Annotated in this window: 11 protein-coding genes; 10 read left to right on the top strand and 1 reads right to left on the bottom strand. The window is 45.9% G+C overall.

The annotated features are described in order from the left end of the window. Positions 1–589 precede the first annotated feature (589 nt). Both QUA40_RS23380 and QUA40_RS23375 read left to right on the top strand, forming a co-directional pair. Positions 590–3418 carry an ATP-binding protein gene (locus QUA40_RS23380; protein WP_333130297.1) on the top strand — a complete coding sequence of 943 codons (2829 nt, stop codon included), beginning with the start codon at positions 590–592 and terminating at the stop codon, positions 3416–3418. Next, positions 3415–4806 (top strand): response regulator, encoded by a 1392-nt coding sequence (locus QUA40_RS23375; protein ID WP_333130295.1) that lies wholly within the window; start codon positions 3415–3417, stop codon positions 4804–4806. The genes QUA40_RS23380 and QUA40_RS23375 overlap by 4 nt, the downstream gene beginning before the upstream one ends. A gap of 88 nt (positions 4807–4894) precedes the next feature. Here the strand turns inward: QUA40_RS23375 and QUA40_RS23370 are convergent, their stop codons facing one another. After that, on the bottom strand, positions 4895–5965 hold the full coding sequence (locus QUA40_RS23370; protein WP_333130293.1) for an IS630 family transposase: 1071 nt from the start codon (positions 5963–5965) through the stop codon (positions 4895–4897). 134 nt (positions 5966–6099) lie between these two features. On the opposite strand from QUA40_RS23370, the gene QUA40_RS23365 reads away from it, so the two are divergent. The 8 genes from QUA40_RS23365 to QUA40_RS23330 all read left to right on the top strand — a co-directional run bounded on the left by QUA40_RS23365 (position 6100) and on the right by QUA40_RS23330 (position 15988). Next, positions 6100–6291 (top strand): thiamine S protein, encoded by a 192-nt coding sequence (locus QUA40_RS23365; RefSeq protein ID WP_333130291.1) that lies wholly within the window; start codon positions 6100–6102, stop codon positions 6289–6291. A 490-nt stretch (positions 6292–6781) separates the two neighbouring features. Next, entirely contained in the window at positions 6782–7249 is a 468-nt protein-coding gene (rimP, locus tag QUA40_RS23360) for a ribosome maturation factor RimP (protein WP_333130289.1), read from the top strand. A 293-nt stretch (positions 7250–7542) separates the two neighbouring features. Further along, positions 7543–8832 (top strand): transcription termination factor NusA, encoded by a 1290-nt coding sequence (gene nusA / locus QUA40_RS23355; RefSeq protein ID WP_333130287.1) that lies wholly within the window; start codon positions 7543–7545, stop codon positions 8830–8832. Between the two features lie 84 nt (positions 8833–8916). Beyond that, positions 8917–9231 (top strand): YlxR family protein, encoded by a 315-nt coding sequence (locus QUA40_RS23350; RefSeq protein WP_333130285.1) that lies wholly within the window; start codon positions 8917–8919, stop codon positions 9229–9231. 382 nt (positions 9232–9613) lie between these two features. Beyond that, complete coding sequence (gene infB / locus QUA40_RS23345; RefSeq protein WP_333130283.1) at positions 9614–12781, top strand: translation initiation factor IF-2; 3168 nt, start codon at positions 9614–9616, stop codon at positions 12779–12781. 412 nt (positions 12782–13193) lie between these two features. Further along, on the top strand, positions 13194–13934 hold the full coding sequence (locus QUA40_RS23340; RefSeq protein WP_333130282.1) for a low-complexity tail membrane protein: 741 nt from the start codon (positions 13194–13196) through the stop codon (positions 13932–13934). A 241-nt stretch (positions 13935–14175) separates the two neighbouring features. After that, positions 14176–14400 (top strand): hypothetical protein, encoded by a 225-nt coding sequence (locus QUA40_RS23335; protein ID WP_333130280.1) that lies wholly within the window; start codon positions 14176–14178, stop codon positions 14398–14400. 397 nt (positions 14401–14797) lie between these two features. Next, positions 14798–15988, top strand: coding sequence for a glycosyltransferase family 4 protein (locus QUA40_RS23330; RefSeq protein WP_333130278.1), 1191 nt, complete (start codon positions 14798–14800; stop codon positions 15986–15988). Positions 15989–16206: the final 218 nt, after the last annotated feature.

Genomic DNA, 16206 nt, shown 5'->3' with positions numbered 1-16206 from the left:
TTTCTCTATCTTTTTGTTGCAGTTGTAAGTTATTCATTTTTTATTGTCACAATCAAGTATTGCATATAATTGTATCAGAGTCTTGATAATGATTTAGGATTGCTATATATATGTAAGGAATGAGAATTAAATAACTTACAATTTTGAGGGTTCTTGTGGGGTGTCCCGCCCGCCCTTTCTGGACGGGCGGGCGGGACACCCCACAAACTTGTGTAAATTATTTAATTCGCTATCCTAAGTTTGATCAAATTATACTTTTTAGTACCACTGTGTAAAGTAAAGTTAAAAACTACTACAAATATCTCTATACGAGATAATCTATTAGATATGATTTATAACTGCTTTGCTAAGCGATAAAAAATTACAACTGCTATAAAAAAATAAGGCGCGTCAGCATTTTCAGTCAGCTATAATTATAAAGCTTTCAGGGAAAATACGTAAGTAGCCATGGTTGTTCAAGTAAATTTCTTTCTAAAAATTTACACTAACTATTATAGATTGCTTTTCAATATATATTTCCTCAGCCTCATTTCACTAAATCCAGTGAGATTTTTCAGCCAACTCGTTACCCCAGGAGTAACACCAATCAATGTCACAGACCTCTGTAACCACTTTCCTCTCAAACCGTTTTAAAAAAAAGGTGTCCCTGCGCCTAATTTTAGTATTCCCATTCGTTCTGCAAATATTTGTCGCCGTCGGGCTGACAGGCTGGCTATCCTTACGCAACGGACAAAAAGCTGTCAATAATGTTGCGACTCAACTCCGCAGTGAAGTCTCCGAACGCATAAATCAGAAGCTTAACGAATATTTAGAGGCTCCCCACCTAGTCAATCAAATCAATCTTGAGGCTGTCCGCCTAGGTCAAATTGACGTTCAAAACTTGCCACGCCTAGAGCGCTACTTTGTGCAGCAGGTAAAGTTATTTCCGACGGCAGGTTCCATTATGTTCGGTAGTCAAAAATATGATACGTTTATTGGGGCATTAAAACCTAAAAAAGATACCTTGCAAAGCATGGAGGCAGGCAAAGCTACAGGGGGAAGTGTTCGATTTTATGATATTACTAAAGACGGAGAGCGTATCAGGCTCATTCAGGAAAAGCCCGACTTCAAGATAGAGGGACGACCCTGGTACGTGGCTGCCGTGAAAGCAGGCAAACCAGTGTGGGGCGAAATATTTTCCTATCACGCTTTCCCAGAAATGGTTTTGCCTGCTAGTGTTGCTCTCAATGATAGTAACGGAGCAGTCATTGGGGTATTCGCTGACCATTTTTTCTTAACACAAATTAGTGACTTTCTCAAAAATATAAAAATCGGTCGTTCAGGGCAAACTTTTATCATCGAGCGCTCAGGACTCATCGTTGCCAGTTCTACCCTACATCAGCCATTTTTAGTTGAAAATGCGCAAGCTAAACGCATTGATGCAGTTAACAGCACAGATCCCTTACTAAGCTCTGCTACTAAGCAATTACAACAGCAATTTGGCGATCTAAAACAAATTTCCCAGCGAGAACAGCTTGACTTCTGGCTCGATGGCAAACGACAATTTCTACAAGCGCTTCCTTATAAAGACCCTCGCGGTTTGGACTGGTTGATTGTAGTCACAGTTCCCGAAGCTGACTTCATGGAGCAAATTAACGCCAATACCCAGACTACTATTTTGTTGTGTTTGGGAGCCTTGGCGCTGGCTACCGTTATGGGAATCTTAACCGCACGCTGGATTACCAGCCCGATTCTCCGTTTAAGCGAAGCTTCTAGGGCGATCGCCAGTGGCGACTTAGAGAAAAATGTGCAGGTAAAAGGCGTAGAAGAACTAGAAGTTCTGGGTCAGTCTTTTAACCTGATGGCACAACAGTTGCGCGAATCCTTTGAGGCACTAGCCAAGACCAATTCCGAGCTAGAAATCAGAGTAGAAGAACGCACCGCCGAACTCACGGAAGCCAAACAAATCGCTGATACTGCCAACCAAGCTAAAAGTGAATTTTTAGCGAATATGAGTCACGAATTGAGAACGCCACTCAATGGAATTTTAGGATACGCTCAAATCCTAGAACGGTCAAAAACGATGGCTCCGAAGGAACTGCAAGGCATCAGTATTATTCACCAGTGCGGTTCCCACTTGCTAACCCTGATTAATGACATCTTAGACCTCGCTAAAATTGAAGCTCAGAAATTGGAACTGTACGCGAAAGATTTCCATTTTCCTTCTTTTTTGCAGGGAGTCGCGGAAATCTGCCGCATCCGAGCCGAACAAAAAAGAATTGCTTTTGTTTATCAACCCAGTTTGGAAATTCCTGCTGGCATCTACGCTGACGAGAAACGCTTGCGACAGGTACTAATTAACTTACTGAGCAATGCAATTAAGTTTACAGACTCAGGACGAGTGACTTTTAAGATAGAACATCTGGAAAAGAGAATCGGTGAAAAGGTACAAACCAATCAGCAAAAGCCAGCCTCACCAATTCACAAAATTCGGTTTCAAATAGAAGATACTGGCTTTGGTATGACACCCGAACAATTAAAAAAAATATTTTTACCTTTTGAACAGGTAGGAGACAGCAAGCGTCAGGCGGAAGGAACCGGGCTCGGTTTAACAATTAGCCAGAAAATTGTCGAAATGATGGGTAGTACAATTCAAGTAAAAAGTCAGTCAGGAGTCGGCAGTGTTTTTTGGCTAGATTTGGATTTACCGGAAGCAGTAGACTGGGCAAATACAGCCACGGTTGCCAAGCAAAGAAAGCTGGTTGCCTACCAAGGTAGAAAGCAGAAAGTTTTGGTTGTGGATGACAAATGGGAAAATCTCTCAGTCATTGTCAATCTGCTGGAACCCCTCGGATTTGAAGTAACCGAAGCTAAAAACGGTCAAGAAGGTTTAGAAAAAGTAGAAGAGTTTCAGTTCGATTTGATTATCACTGACTTGGTCATGCCAGTGTTAGATGGCTTTGAGATGATGCGCCGTATCCGAAATTTGCCACACTATAAAGACGTAGCAGTTATTGCTTCATCTGCCAGTGTCTTTGCTACCGATCAACATAAAAGTTTGGAGGGGGGAGCAAACGATTTTCTCGGTAAGCCAGTGCAGGCAGAAGAGCTATTTGAAATGTTGCAAAAATATTTAAAACTTGAATGGATATATGACGAGAGAAAGAAGGAACAAAGCAGCACAATTCCCCTTTCCTCTACTCCTCTCTCACTTTCTAAATCGACCTCTTGCATGGCTCCCCCACCAGCCGAAATGGAACTCCTATTTGAACTGGCGATGAGAGGCAACCTGAAAGGAATTGTGAAGCGCAGTGAGCACCTAGAGAAATTGGATAAAAAATTTGTGTGCTTTGCTGTTGAGCTGCGCCAGTTAGCCCAAGGCTATCAGGTCAAAAAAATCAAAGAGTTTATTACATCCTACAGGATAGAAAAAGAATGAAGGCAGCAAATATGGAAACAAGTAGCATCTTAATCGTCGATGACAACCCTAGCAATCTGGACGTGCTTTCTGAAGCTTTAGCTGGTTCAGGATGGGAAATATTGGTAGCTATTGATGGCGAAACTGCCATCGAACAGGCTGAATATAGTCAACCTGATTTGATTCTGTTAGATGTGATGATGCCAGGAATTGACGGGTTTGAAACCTGTCATCGGCTGAAGGAAAGTCCGTTGACAAACGAAATTTCGGTAATTTTTATGACTGCTCTTTCTGACATAGGAGATAAGGTCAAAGGCTTTAATATAGGGGCTGTGGATTACATTACTAAGCCCTTTGAACAAAAGGAGGTGTTAGCTCGCGTCAACCTCCATTTAAAATTGCGTTTTTTGACTAAAATTCTTGCAGATAAAAATCTGGTTCTCAAACGGGAAATTGAAGACAGGCTCGCAGCAGAAGCAGCGTTACATCAGCTCGCGCAGGAGTTAGAAAAACGGGTGGAAGAACGAACCGCTGAACTTTCTCAAGCTTTGGATAATCTTAAAAAAGCTCAAGTGCAAATCGTTCAAAGTGAAAAGATGGCTTGCCTTGGTCAACTTGTAGCTGGGGTGGCTCACGAAATTAACAATCCAGTTAGTTTTATATCCAATAATATTCCTATTGCCAAAGAATATATTGCCGATTTGATCGGGATGACTCGGCTTTGCCAGCACAACGTTACTTCAACATCAGAATTTGAGGATAAGTCCCAGGAGATTGAGTTAGAGTTTATCGTTGAAGATTTGCCAAAAATTCTTGATTCAATGGCGGTAGGAACAGATCGACTTTATAATCTTTCTATGTCACTGCGTAATTTTTCTCGTTTGGATACATCGGCAGTCACACCAGTGAATATTCATGATGGGTTAGATAGTTCGTTATTAATTTTAGGGCATCGGCTGAAATCTAAAGGAAGTTTCCCAGGAATTGCAGTGATTAAAGAGTATGGCGAATTGCCCCTAGTTGAGTGTTATCCGGGGCAACTGAATCAGGTGTTTATGAATGTATTAGCGAATGCAATTGATGCTTTAGAAGAGTCTACGATCAGTTGTCCGCTGTGCGGAGAAAAGCAACACAGCAATGACAATCCACAGATTCGGATCTGCACTGAAATGCTTCAGGATGACAGAGTGGTGATTCGGATTGCTGACAATGGGCTTGGGATAACGCCGGAGATAATGCAGCATTTATTTACGCCGATGTTTACTACAAAATCAGTGGGTAAAGGGACAGGTTTAGGCTTGTCTATAAGCCGTGAGATTGTAGAAGCAAAACATGGTGGTACGCTGACCTGCATTTCCTCGCCCGAATGGGGGGTAGAGTTTGTAATTGAGCTTCCTATTCAGCATTAGTAAGGGGGATTTTTATGGTGAATCTTAGTTTGGCTGTTTTGTCAATATACCGTTAATTTGGCGATCGCCCATGTCTAATACCATTTTTTTAAAGATGTGATAGAGATAAGGAATGTAAAATCCAAGACCATCCGGTGAGAAAACCAATGAGGCGATCGGTGAAAGATGCCAAAATTTCCTGGACTTTTGTGCGGAGTTCGTCAAGATTACTAAACACCGACCAAGCTAAAAAACCTTTGAGATATTCCCACACTCTTTCTGTGGGATTTACTTCAGGACAAGCCGGAGGCTGAAATAGTAAAATGATATTGTCTGGTAATTCAGATGAGCTTAAATTATGAGCGGGTGCGTTATCAACTTGAATGATGTGTAATTCAGGAGGATATTGGATGGACAAAAGTTGTAAATATGCTTCAAAACAAACTTTGTATAAATGCGAAAACTCCCAAAAAAAACTTTTTCCAGTAGGGATCGATACTGCCCCATACAGCCAAAAACACTCAAATTTCCATTGATGCTTCCCCATGGGCTTTACGCCTGAAAGCGTCAGCTTGCGCCGACGAATGGTATGCAGCCCTAGGCGAGTTTCATCACTACACCAATAAGTGACTTTTTGATATTTGTTTACTTGATGTAAAGCTTTCTGTAGTAAAGCTTTTATCTGTTGATGCAAGTTATTTTTAAATTCATTAATTGCCGTAGATTTCTGAGAAATACTGCGAGGTCGAGGAATTTTTAATTTACTTTTTAATTCACCTCTTACTAAAGAATATACAGCCGGGTAACTACTGGCCATTCCTTTAATCAACCAGAGCCAGAGATGAACTTCTTTATAACTCTGAAACCCTTCGGGGTCTCGCAACTCTTGTTGCAATGAAGCTGCTACTTCAACTGAGAACTTTTTTGGGCGACCGAAAACCTGCCTATTTTTTAACAAATTTTTCAGACCGCCCTTTCTATATTGGGAGAGCCAGCGATGAAGCGTTGCCTCACTTTTACCTAAAACTGTGGATACTTCCCGAACAGTTTCTACTTGTTTTGACTGAAACAAATAAAGCATTTGAACTTTATTGTAAGCTAGTATTCTTTTTTGTTGCTTGAGGATTTCTCGTAAATCTTCTACAGATTCTGTAATTTTTATATGAGGACGACCAGACATTGTAATTCTCGCCTTTACTTTTTACACAAGTCTATCACATCTTTAAAAGAATGGTATAATAGACCTCTTGCAAAAGTCCTTTTAATCAAATTTTGGAACGGGCAAGATGCCCGTTCCACAAGAAAAAATGTTTTTTGTGGGATGGGCATCTTGCCCGTCCTAGTTATTTTTGCAAGAGGTCTAATCTACCAATCACCATCACTGTCAAGCTCTTCACCGCCTATCAAGAAGCAGAGAGCTTGTCCGAACTGAAATTAGAATTTCCCAAAGAAACTCCCGTATCGCAAGTCCTAGAACGCCTGAGTGCCACTCCCCCCCTGTTCTAGGATCGATCGCACCTGCTTCGGTATCAACCAGGAATTTGCCCTCGCCCCACCCCACTCCACAACGGTGATCAAGTCGTCCTTATTCCCCCTGTCAGCTATCCCCTTCTGCCCTCGGACAGTCCGCCGATGGCGATCGGTTTGTCACCGGGCGGGCGATCGAGCTAAACTGAGAACTGAGGCCTCCCTTCGATCAGAAGAAGTCCTCAAACTTCTTGGAAGAAATTGTTTTACCTAGGAGTGGGTCAAGCCCACTTTTTTTGTTGCATTAGTCGCAGGAAAAGAGCTCAGGGCGTCTGACTTGCAAGTTGAGGACTGATTTAGTAGGGGTACCCCCCCGCTTGAGATCCCCTGCTGGGAAGTTGGGTAAGTCCCAAAGTTGAAGACGAAAGTCGCAGCCACCTAATCAAAGCACCTCAAAGCCAAGCAATCTCAACACCAAATTTTTCCTTGCCCCTGTCCGAGTTTAGGAGTTTTAACTTAAGTATTCGATATGACTCATCCCCTAATCCCACAAATCATTGACTTAGCTACCCCCGTTGCGGAAACACTGGGATTGGAAGTAGTGGGAGCAGTGTTTCACACCAACCAAAATCCTCCCGTCTTGCGGGTAGACATCCGCAACCTCCAACAAGACACCGGTTTAGGCGACTGCGAGCGCATGAGTACAGCCCTCGATGCCGAGTTAGAGGCAGCCGACATCATACCCGATGCCTACGTGCTAGAGATTTCCAGTCCCGGAATATCCCGATTGCTCAGCAGCGATCGAGAATTCATTACCTTTAAAGGCTTCCCCGTGACAGTCAAAGCCACCGAACCGGACTCGCGTGTAAAAGAGTGGAAAGGACTACTCCTGTCCCGGGATGAAACAGCGGTTTATCTCAATCAAAAAGGGCGACAGGTTAAAATTCCCCGCCCTCAGATTGTCAAAGTTGAACTAGACGAAGGAAAGGAGATGTAAAGGGAAATTTTGAGTTTTGAGTTGTAGGGGGGGTGCCCCTGTGCCCGCCCGATTTGAGTTTTGAGATTGCCTCGCAGCAAGCTGAAAACGCTTCGCTGCGAGTTACTTTTTAACAATCACATCTGTAGCAGCGGGTTGAATAGGAACAACAAATAAATTGTTACAGCACCCAGTTCCCCTAATCCTATTCAGTAACTCATCACTCCTGTGTCATCACTTTTTCTTGAAAGTTTCCAAGTCCCAATTACCGATTACCAGTTACTTATTACCACAGCAAAAAAGGAGTGTTTTATATGTCAATGGTTCCCCTGCCCGGACTAAAAGAAATGGTCGAAGGTATTAGCAAAGAACGCAATTTACCCAAACACGCCGTCCAAGCAGCCTTGCGAGAAGCCCTGCTCAAAGGATACGAACGCTACCGCCGTACCCAAAAACTCGATCACTTCAGCGAAGAATACTTCGACAACTTTGATGTAGAACTCGACGCCGAACAAGAAGGTTTCCGCGTTTTAGCCAACAAAACTATTGTCGAAGAAGTCGCCAATCCCGATCATGAAATATCACTTTCCGAAGTGCAAGAAGTAGCGACGGAAGCTCAGCCTGGGAGCATCGTGCTCGTAGACGTAACACCAAATCAAAAAGAATTTGGTCGCATGGCTGCCATCCAGACCAAACAAGTTCTCGCTCAAAAACTGCGCGACCAACAGCGCAAAATGATTCAAGAAGAGTTTAAAGATTTAGAAGAAACCGTTCTTCAAGCAAGAGTGCTCAGGTTTGAGAGGCAGTCGGTAATTTTGGCAGTTACCAGCAGCTTCGGTCAGCCGGAAGTAGATGCTGAACTCCCCAAGCGCGAACAGTTGCCCAATGACAATTACCGGGCCAACGCTACATTCAAGGTTTATCTCAAAAAAGTAGGCGAAGGCTCTACTAGAGGGCCGCAGTTACTTGTTTCTAGAGCCGACGCAGGTTTGGTGGTTTACCTGTTTGCTAACGAAGTACCAGAAATAGAAGACGGGGTGGTGAGGATTGTCGCCGTAGCCAGGGAGGCAAATCCGCCCTCCCGGCACGTCGGCCCTCGGACTAAAATAGCAGTTGATACTCTCGATCGCGACGTAGACCCGGTAGGAGCCTGCATCGGAGCGCGGGGATCGCGGATTCAGGTAGTAGTCAACGAATTGCGCGGCGAAAAAATAGACGTGATCCGCTGGTCTCCAGACCCCGCAACTTATATTGCTAACGCTCTGAGTCCCGCTAGAGTAGATGAAGTGCGTTTAGTTGCTCCAGAAGGCAGGAGAGCTCACATTTTGGTCGCTGAAGACCAACTGAGTCTTGCTATTGGCAAAGAAGGTCAGAACGTCCGCCTCGCAGCTCGCCTAACAGGTTGGAAAATCGATATCAAAGATATTGCTAAGTACGATCGCGCGGCCGAAGACAGCAAATTGGCAGCAGAAGCAACTAGGCTCGAAGAACTAGCAGGCGACTACGACGCAGACGAAGCGGGCGACTACGACGGCGACGAGGAAACCGCAGAATTTGAGGAAGAGGAGGCCGCCGCCACGGAGGAAACCGAAGCCGCAGTCTAAAAACTGTGACATTTACAATATTTTCTCTCTTCGGCAGACAAGGAGGACTTCTCCCATACTCCCCCTCTCCCCCTCTCACAAGAAATGAAACCGAACTACCGGTGCTGTGCAAGTTGTCGAAAAATAGCTCCTAAGGAAGCTTTTTGGCGAGTAGTCAGGCTCTATCCTTCTCATCAGGTACAATTAGATCGTGGCATGGGCCGTTCTGCTTACCTTTGTCGGGAAGCAGAATGCCTCAAAGCAGCTCAGAAAAAAAATCGGCTTGGGCGATCGCTCAAAGCGCCTGTGTCTGACGAACTGTACCAAACACTTTGGCAGCGTTTAGCCACATCTGACTGTACATCTTACTCTGGCATAGCCGGACGAAAAACCGACAGTAGTTCGGTATCGACTGTATAAACCCTCTTGGCAGCCCTACCAGTAATTACCGGTAGCGCCAGCTATAAAACCCCAATCCGATCTGCCCACCAGTCTGGAAAGATTTGTGTCAGATTAGATAAGGGTAGGGTACTAGCAGAGGTATCCTCAAGGTGGAAAGGCAAACTTTGAAGCTTGAGAGAGTGGGTTTTGCCAAAACTCAGACTTCGGAGTTCCAAGTTCCCAAACAGACTTGAGAATTCTTCAACCGCAGACTTCAGCGAGTTGCATCTTTTAGATAAAATTGCTGAGCGAGTACCAAAACCCCGATTCCTGACACTGAATCAATCACAGCGAATGATGTCGTCATTAGAACAAAAAATCACAATGTAAAAACTGGTTGGCACAAAAGAGGGCAGAGTGGATGAACAACGGCAAAGTAAGAATTTACGAATTATCACGGGAACTAAATTTGGATAATAAAGACATCTTGGCAGTATGCGAGCGGCTCAATATTTCAGTCAAGAGCCACAGCAGCACAATTACAGAATCAGAAGCAGAGCGCATTCGCAAAACGGCGGAAAAATACGTAGCCAGTAGCCACTCTTCCCCCGGCAAGCCAGCTCCACCCGAAAGAGCAGCAGCGCCATCTAGAGAATCTGGCCCTCACCCTAACGACCAACAAAAAAAGCAGCAAATTTTAGAAATACGCAGTCCAAAAGTACGGCCGGCTGGTGCTTCCTCCCAGCCTGCAGGCAACGAGGAGAACAAAAACCAGCCTGCGGCAACCGTGGCAACTCCTCCCAAGTCGCCTGCAGCTCAACAACTCCAGCCTCCAGCTAAACCGAATATCAATCGACCTGTACTGTCGAAGCCAAATGTAGCTGTCTCGGCGGCTCCGTCAGAAATAGTGTCGGAAACTGTAGGTGCGATCGCCCCGGAAACCACCGCCCAGGCGCAGGCACCTGCGGTAGCTCAACCGCCGTCGGAAAAGGCTCCAGAACGCACCCAGCAACCGCCGATCGCCCCTCCCGCGCCTTCGGCAAAACTCACGTCGCCGCCAGTCAGAGGGGCGTCGGAGTCGGGTAGCCGCAGCCCACAAAATCTGGGGAACAAGCCGGTACTCAAACTTGCAAAAACCGAGCAAGAGCAATCAGAACAGTCAGAAACTCTGGAAGCGCCGACTAAACCGAGTCGCCCCAGCAGACCTGCACCGGGAGGTACCGAATCTCGCGACGCACAAAGACCGCGCCGGGAAGGCGCTGGTGGCCCAGTCAAAACTCAACTTGCCGATCGACCCCAGCAGGGGGGACCGCGCCGGAGCCTTGCCCCCGCAACGTCAGCTACCGGGCTGCGTAGCCGGGGCGGTGATACCGGAGCCGCAGGGGATGACACTGATGACAACGAAGAAGATAATACGCCGTTGCTGGGGATTACTCTCCTCGAAAGGCCATCCCTCCCTCGTCCTGCCAAAAAGACATCGGTCATTTGGGAAGAAGATGATGACGAAAACTCAGATGCTGCTAAAGCTGCCAAGGCAGTTAAGGCAAAACGTTCTCGCCTCAAACCAATAGATGAGGATGACGACGACTTAGAAAACGGCTTGGATATGCCAGCACCAGTCACCGTCAGCCTGTCCCTAGCCCGTCCAGCTAAAGCGAAGTCACAAGCAGCACCCAAGTCAACACCAACTCCGGGCGCACCCGGAAGCAGTGGCAAAAATAAGAGACCGGGCCCTTCTCACGATAAAAGTTCTTCTTCTGGTTCGAGTGGGGGACGCGGCAACCGGGGCAAAACAGCCGAAGCTAAGGTAGAACGTCCAGAAAAGCTGCTGCTGAGCAGACCGATGACCGTTCAAGAACTAGCAGTTACTCTGGCTGTTCCCGAAACCGAAATTATTAAGCGGCTTTTCTCTAAAGGAATTGCGGTAAATATTACCGAAACCCTGGACATTCCAGCGGTGAGGATGGTAGCCGAAGAAATGGGTGTAGAGGTAGAAACTCCAGAAAAAGTAGCCCCAGCGGAAAAACTGATCGAGATGCTGGACGCCACCGATATGGAATACCTCCAGCGCCGTCCGCCAGTGGTAACGATTATGGGTCACGTGGATCACGGCAAAACTACGTTGCTCGACTCGATCCGCAAAACAAAGGTGGCTCAGGGAGAAGCAGGGGGGATTACTCAGCACATCGGTGCTTACCACGTAGATGTGGAACACGAAGGTAAGAGCCAGCAGGTCGTATTTTTGGATACGCCCGGCCACGAAGCCTTTACAGCGATGCGGGCTCGGGGAACGCGGGTTACGGACATCGCCATCTTGGTGGTGGCAGCCGACGACGGCGTGCGACCCCAGACAATTGAAGCGATCAGCCACGCGAAAGCGGCGAAAGTGCCAATTGTCGTGGCTATCAATAAAGTTGACAAGGAGGGCGCTCAGCCGGAACGGGTGAAGCAAGAGCTTACTGAGTACGGCTTGGTCGCAGATGACTGGGGCGGCGATGTCACGATGGTGCAAGTCAGCGCGATCCGAGGCGAAAACCTGGATACGCTGTTGGAAATGATTCTGACAGTGGCGGAAATGGAAGACCTCAACGCCAACCCGAACCGACCGGCTAAGGGTACTGTGATTGAAGCTCACCTCGATAAGGCAAGGGGGCCTGTGGCAACTCTGCTGGTGCAGAACGGCACTCTGCGAGTGGGCGATATTGTGGTCGCAGGCTCGGCTCTCGGCAAGGTGCGCGCAATGATCGATGACCGGGGCGATCGCGTAGAGCACGCAACTCCATCGTTTGCGGTGGAAGTGCTGGGGCTGCGGGAAGTTCCTCGCGCCGGAGACGAGTTTGATGTCTTCGCAAACGAAAAAGAAGCTGCGGCGATCGCCTCTGGAAGAGCTACCTCTCAACGAGATTCCCGCCTGCTGCAAGGCGGCCGGATCAGCCTCAGTGGCTTCTCTCAACAAGCTAAGGAAGGCGTTCTCAAGGAACTCAACTTGATCTTGAAGGCAGATGTCCAAGGCTCCCTCGAAGCAATTGTCGGCGCTCTGACTCAACTTCCTCAAAAAGAAGTTCAACTCCGACTGCTGCTATCTGCTCCTGGGGAAATTACAGAAACGGATATTGACCTCGCAGCAGCCAGTAATGCTGTAATTATCGGGTTCAATACTACTCTCGCCACCGACGCTCGTCTCGCGGCTGACCAAGCAGGCGTAGACGTGCGGGAATACAGCATCATCTACAACCTCTTGGATGACATTCAAGGGGCGATGGAAGGCCTGCTGGAGCCCGAATTGGTGGAAGAACCTTTGGGTCAAGTCGAAGTCCGCGCTGTCTTTGCGATCGGTCGCGGGGCTGTGGCTGGATGTATGGTACTCTCTGGCAAAGTCATCCGTAACTGTAAGGTGCGGGTGCGCCGGGGCAACAATGTCGTTTACGAAGGTGTCCTTGACTCCCTCAAACGGATGAAGGAAGATGCCAAAGAAGTCAATTCTGGCTTTGAATGCGGCATTTCCTTGAGCGGGTTTAGCGACTGGGCGGATGGCGATATTATTGAAGCCTACCGGATGGTTACTAAGCGCCGGACTCTCTCTCAATAGTTTTGAGTTGTGAGTGTTGAGTGGGAAGAGTATTTTTGAGTGATCGCAACCAAATTGCCGATCGCTCGCAACTCTTCTCTTCACTCAATACTCCCCAACTCCTGACTCGCAACTTTTGTTTTTAACTTATAGCAGAAGGAAGAAGGTTGTAGTGATAGAGGAAAGAATCAAGAAGCAATAAAAGCAAAAATGTTAACAATTAACAACGTCCTAATCGTCTTGGCTGTTGCTGAAAATTCCAAATTTAAAACTAAAATAAGACTTACGCAAAGAAACCGATTTCCATCCCAAAATTCTCGGTTTGACCGCTAGAAATGTACTCTTCGCACCGGGTTGCTGGGTCAAGAGTGCGTCCCCGACTATCAAAATTCAAAACTCATAACTCATAACTCATAACTCATAATTATTTAAAGTGCGTTCTTTTTGGTCAGATACTTTTTTGTGGATTCACCTTTCTGGGGCTGCTACACTGCCGATATTCCTGGGACTGTGCTTGCTGGGACTCGCAGTGGGTTCTCCCCTACTCCCTGTCTGGTTAGAAATATTTTTAGTAGCTGTAGCAGGTATTGTTCCTGTGTTGTGGATGCAGTGGTTCCGCCCTTTTTACATTTTTAGTATTTTAGTTGTGGCGCTAAAACCGCAAAATTTAACTTCTGTGCAGCAGCAGATTCTGGCTCGGTTTAAAACTAAGTTAAATCAAGGAATCACTCTTTTTGTCGCTGTTTTGCTGGCAGTAATTTTGTGGCAACTCTACCGATTGGCTCCTCTGGCAGCTTCGGTGGCTCCCTTTCCTCCTTCCTGGCGGTGGGCGGGATTGTTGTTGGCAGCTTCTGCTTTTTTAGCTAGCAATTTGTTTTTGCAGGTGTCTGCTAGTGTGATGGCGGTTTTGCTGACGCCGGAATCAAAATTGGCAGCGACAAAGCCTCATGTTTTAGAAAAAATTTGGCAGGATTTTACGATCGCGCCTTGGCAAGTCGATCGACTTTTGCCGGCTTTTGCAGCCGAGACAACTGCCACTGTGGCTGCACCCGTAGAGTCAATTGGGCCAGCCTCCGGCATAGGGAATTTGTCAGTCGGCAGTATTGTCAACCCAAAACCTGCTGACACCAACAGCGTTACATCTCTACCCGAAGAGTCGAGCGAAAAAAAGTGAAATAAAAAATTAAGAGGGGGACAATTGTAGTTTAAGCTACTTTAATTTGTACAGATGTATGCTGTGAAAAAAATAGGTAAGACCCCTCTTTAGATAGAGATTATTAATAGTCTTAATATTTAATTTTTAATGGCAGGTTGTGGATATTTTATATTGGCTATCTGGAGAGAAGAATCTATAATAGAGAGTGTCAAGGTCAGCTTTAAATCCTTAGAGGGGATTAAAACAGAGGTATAACAATATGGCGAATTATCTACCGATCACAGAAGAACCTCAAGCCGCAGAGCCGATCGAGCTGTGCGAAGATTCTGAAATCTGGGGCAGTCTCAAATCCGCGATCGGCGCAAGTTCAGGATTTCAACGCTGGCAGCTAGAACTCAATTTTGAGCGTCAGCAGCAAAATGCCACCATCGATCAGCAGGTTCGTTCGTATCTGCGGGAAACTTTAGAAACTTTGGCTTATTGAGTACCCTAAAACGAAATATTGTCACGGTTTGTGAATTTTACAGGCCAATTCTGCTGGCATCCCCTCCAATATGATATGTGAGTGCCGATCGCAAATTCGGACATCAAATTGCAGGAGACAGTATTTCTGGTTACTTAGTTGGGATTAATTCCCGTATCCTACTTGCCATAAACTCTCACAAAAATAAAGAAAAAATTAGCCGGAAACCCCCCATACAAAGCGGCGGCTGCCGCTATCTATTGACGTGACTGTTGCCGAAACTCTTTATAATAAGGCTAAAGCAAAATAAAATTAATAGTGCAGTCGTGGCGGTACATCAAACCGTCCTAATCAAGCTGCTTGCACATCTTTTGCACCGTAAGTCCTATTAAATACTGTACAACCAGAGTTTAGAAAAATGCGCTTAGTCATAGTTCAGTATGCCGGCGATTACGCAGAAGTCTTTCAGCATTTAGCCAAAGGGGGAGAGGAAAACTACTACGCTCAAAAATATTGTGTTGATGCCGTTACCGAGATGGCAAAACGAGCGGAGTCAGTAACGGTTATTTGCTGCATGACACCAAAATTTGACGATCGAGTTCTAGAGAACGGCGTGCGGGCGATCGGTTGCGGGTTTAATTACCACATTGATCCCCAAAAATTGAACGAGTTAATTGCCCAGCAAAATCCCACTCATTTAATCATGCGGACGACTATTCCAGCCGTTTTTAATTGGGCAATTAAAAACAAAATTAGAACCATCGCTGTATTTGCCGAATCTATTGCTACAAAAACTTGGCGCAATAAAACCCGCAACTATTTCCTATCCCAATTGTTGAATAACAAGCAAATAGAATGGGTTGGAACTTACGGCATTACTTCATCTTTATTGTTCAAAGAAATTGGAGTAAAAGCTGATAAAATAATTCCCTGGGACTTTCTTGTAGAGACCAATCCCGGCTCTTTGTCGCCGAAAACAATCCCTGCGGATATCAAAAAAATTCAACTTTTTTACGCGGGTTCGTTAGTACAAAGTAAGGGAGTGGGCGATATATTGAGAGCCGTAGCAAAGTTAAGAGAACGAAATATATCCGTTTACTTAAAAATGGCAGGTAGAGGTGAAGATGAGTTTTTTGCCGAGCGAGTCGAACAGTTGCAAATTCAAGATTATGTAGAATTTCTGGGAATAGTGCCAACTCAGACTTTAGAACCTTTAATGAGAGAAGCCGCTCTCGTTTTAGTTACTAGTCGGCACGAATATCCCGAAGGTTTTCCCCTGACAATTCAGCACGCTTTACGCACTAGAACACCGATAGTAGCTTCGGATCACCCGATGTTTAAAACCCACCTAAAGCACGGTATTAATTCGATGATTTTTCAAGCGGGGAACTCTCAGGCTTTAGCAGAATGTATCGAAAAAGTTATTTCGGATTCAGCGCTTTACCACAATCTTTCTGTCGCTTCTCACTCAACCTGGCATGAGTTGCGTCTGCCTGTCAAATGGGCGGAATTGATTGATCGCTGGCTGGATGATTCCCCTGAAAGCAAACAGTGGTTGTTTGAAAAACGGCTGGCTTCTGAATACTACAATCAAAAATCAAGCCCATAATTATAGGAGATATTGAAGGAAGAAGGAAGAAGGAAGAAGTCCTGCATGAAATTGCAATCGACTGCATGGGGAAAGTGCAATTAAGAGCGTCCTAATCGTCGGGCGCGATTCCTATATAGTCATTTTAAATAGGGATGAGACTATTTAGGGCTTGCTGAATATATCGATCGCACTTGAGGTAGCCTGGGTTTTGAGCGCGCGATCGAGAATAAAGTGCA

The sequence above is a fragment of the Microcoleus sp. Pol11C3 genome, from assembly GCF_036701485.1.
In the GTDB taxonomy this organism is placed as follows: domain Bacteria; phylum Cyanobacteriota; class Cyanobacteriia; order Cyanobacteriales; family Microcoleaceae; genus Microcoleus.
The sequence above is the reverse complement of the archived record's forward strand: the minus strand, read 5'-3'. Positions and strand labels throughout refer to the sequence as shown.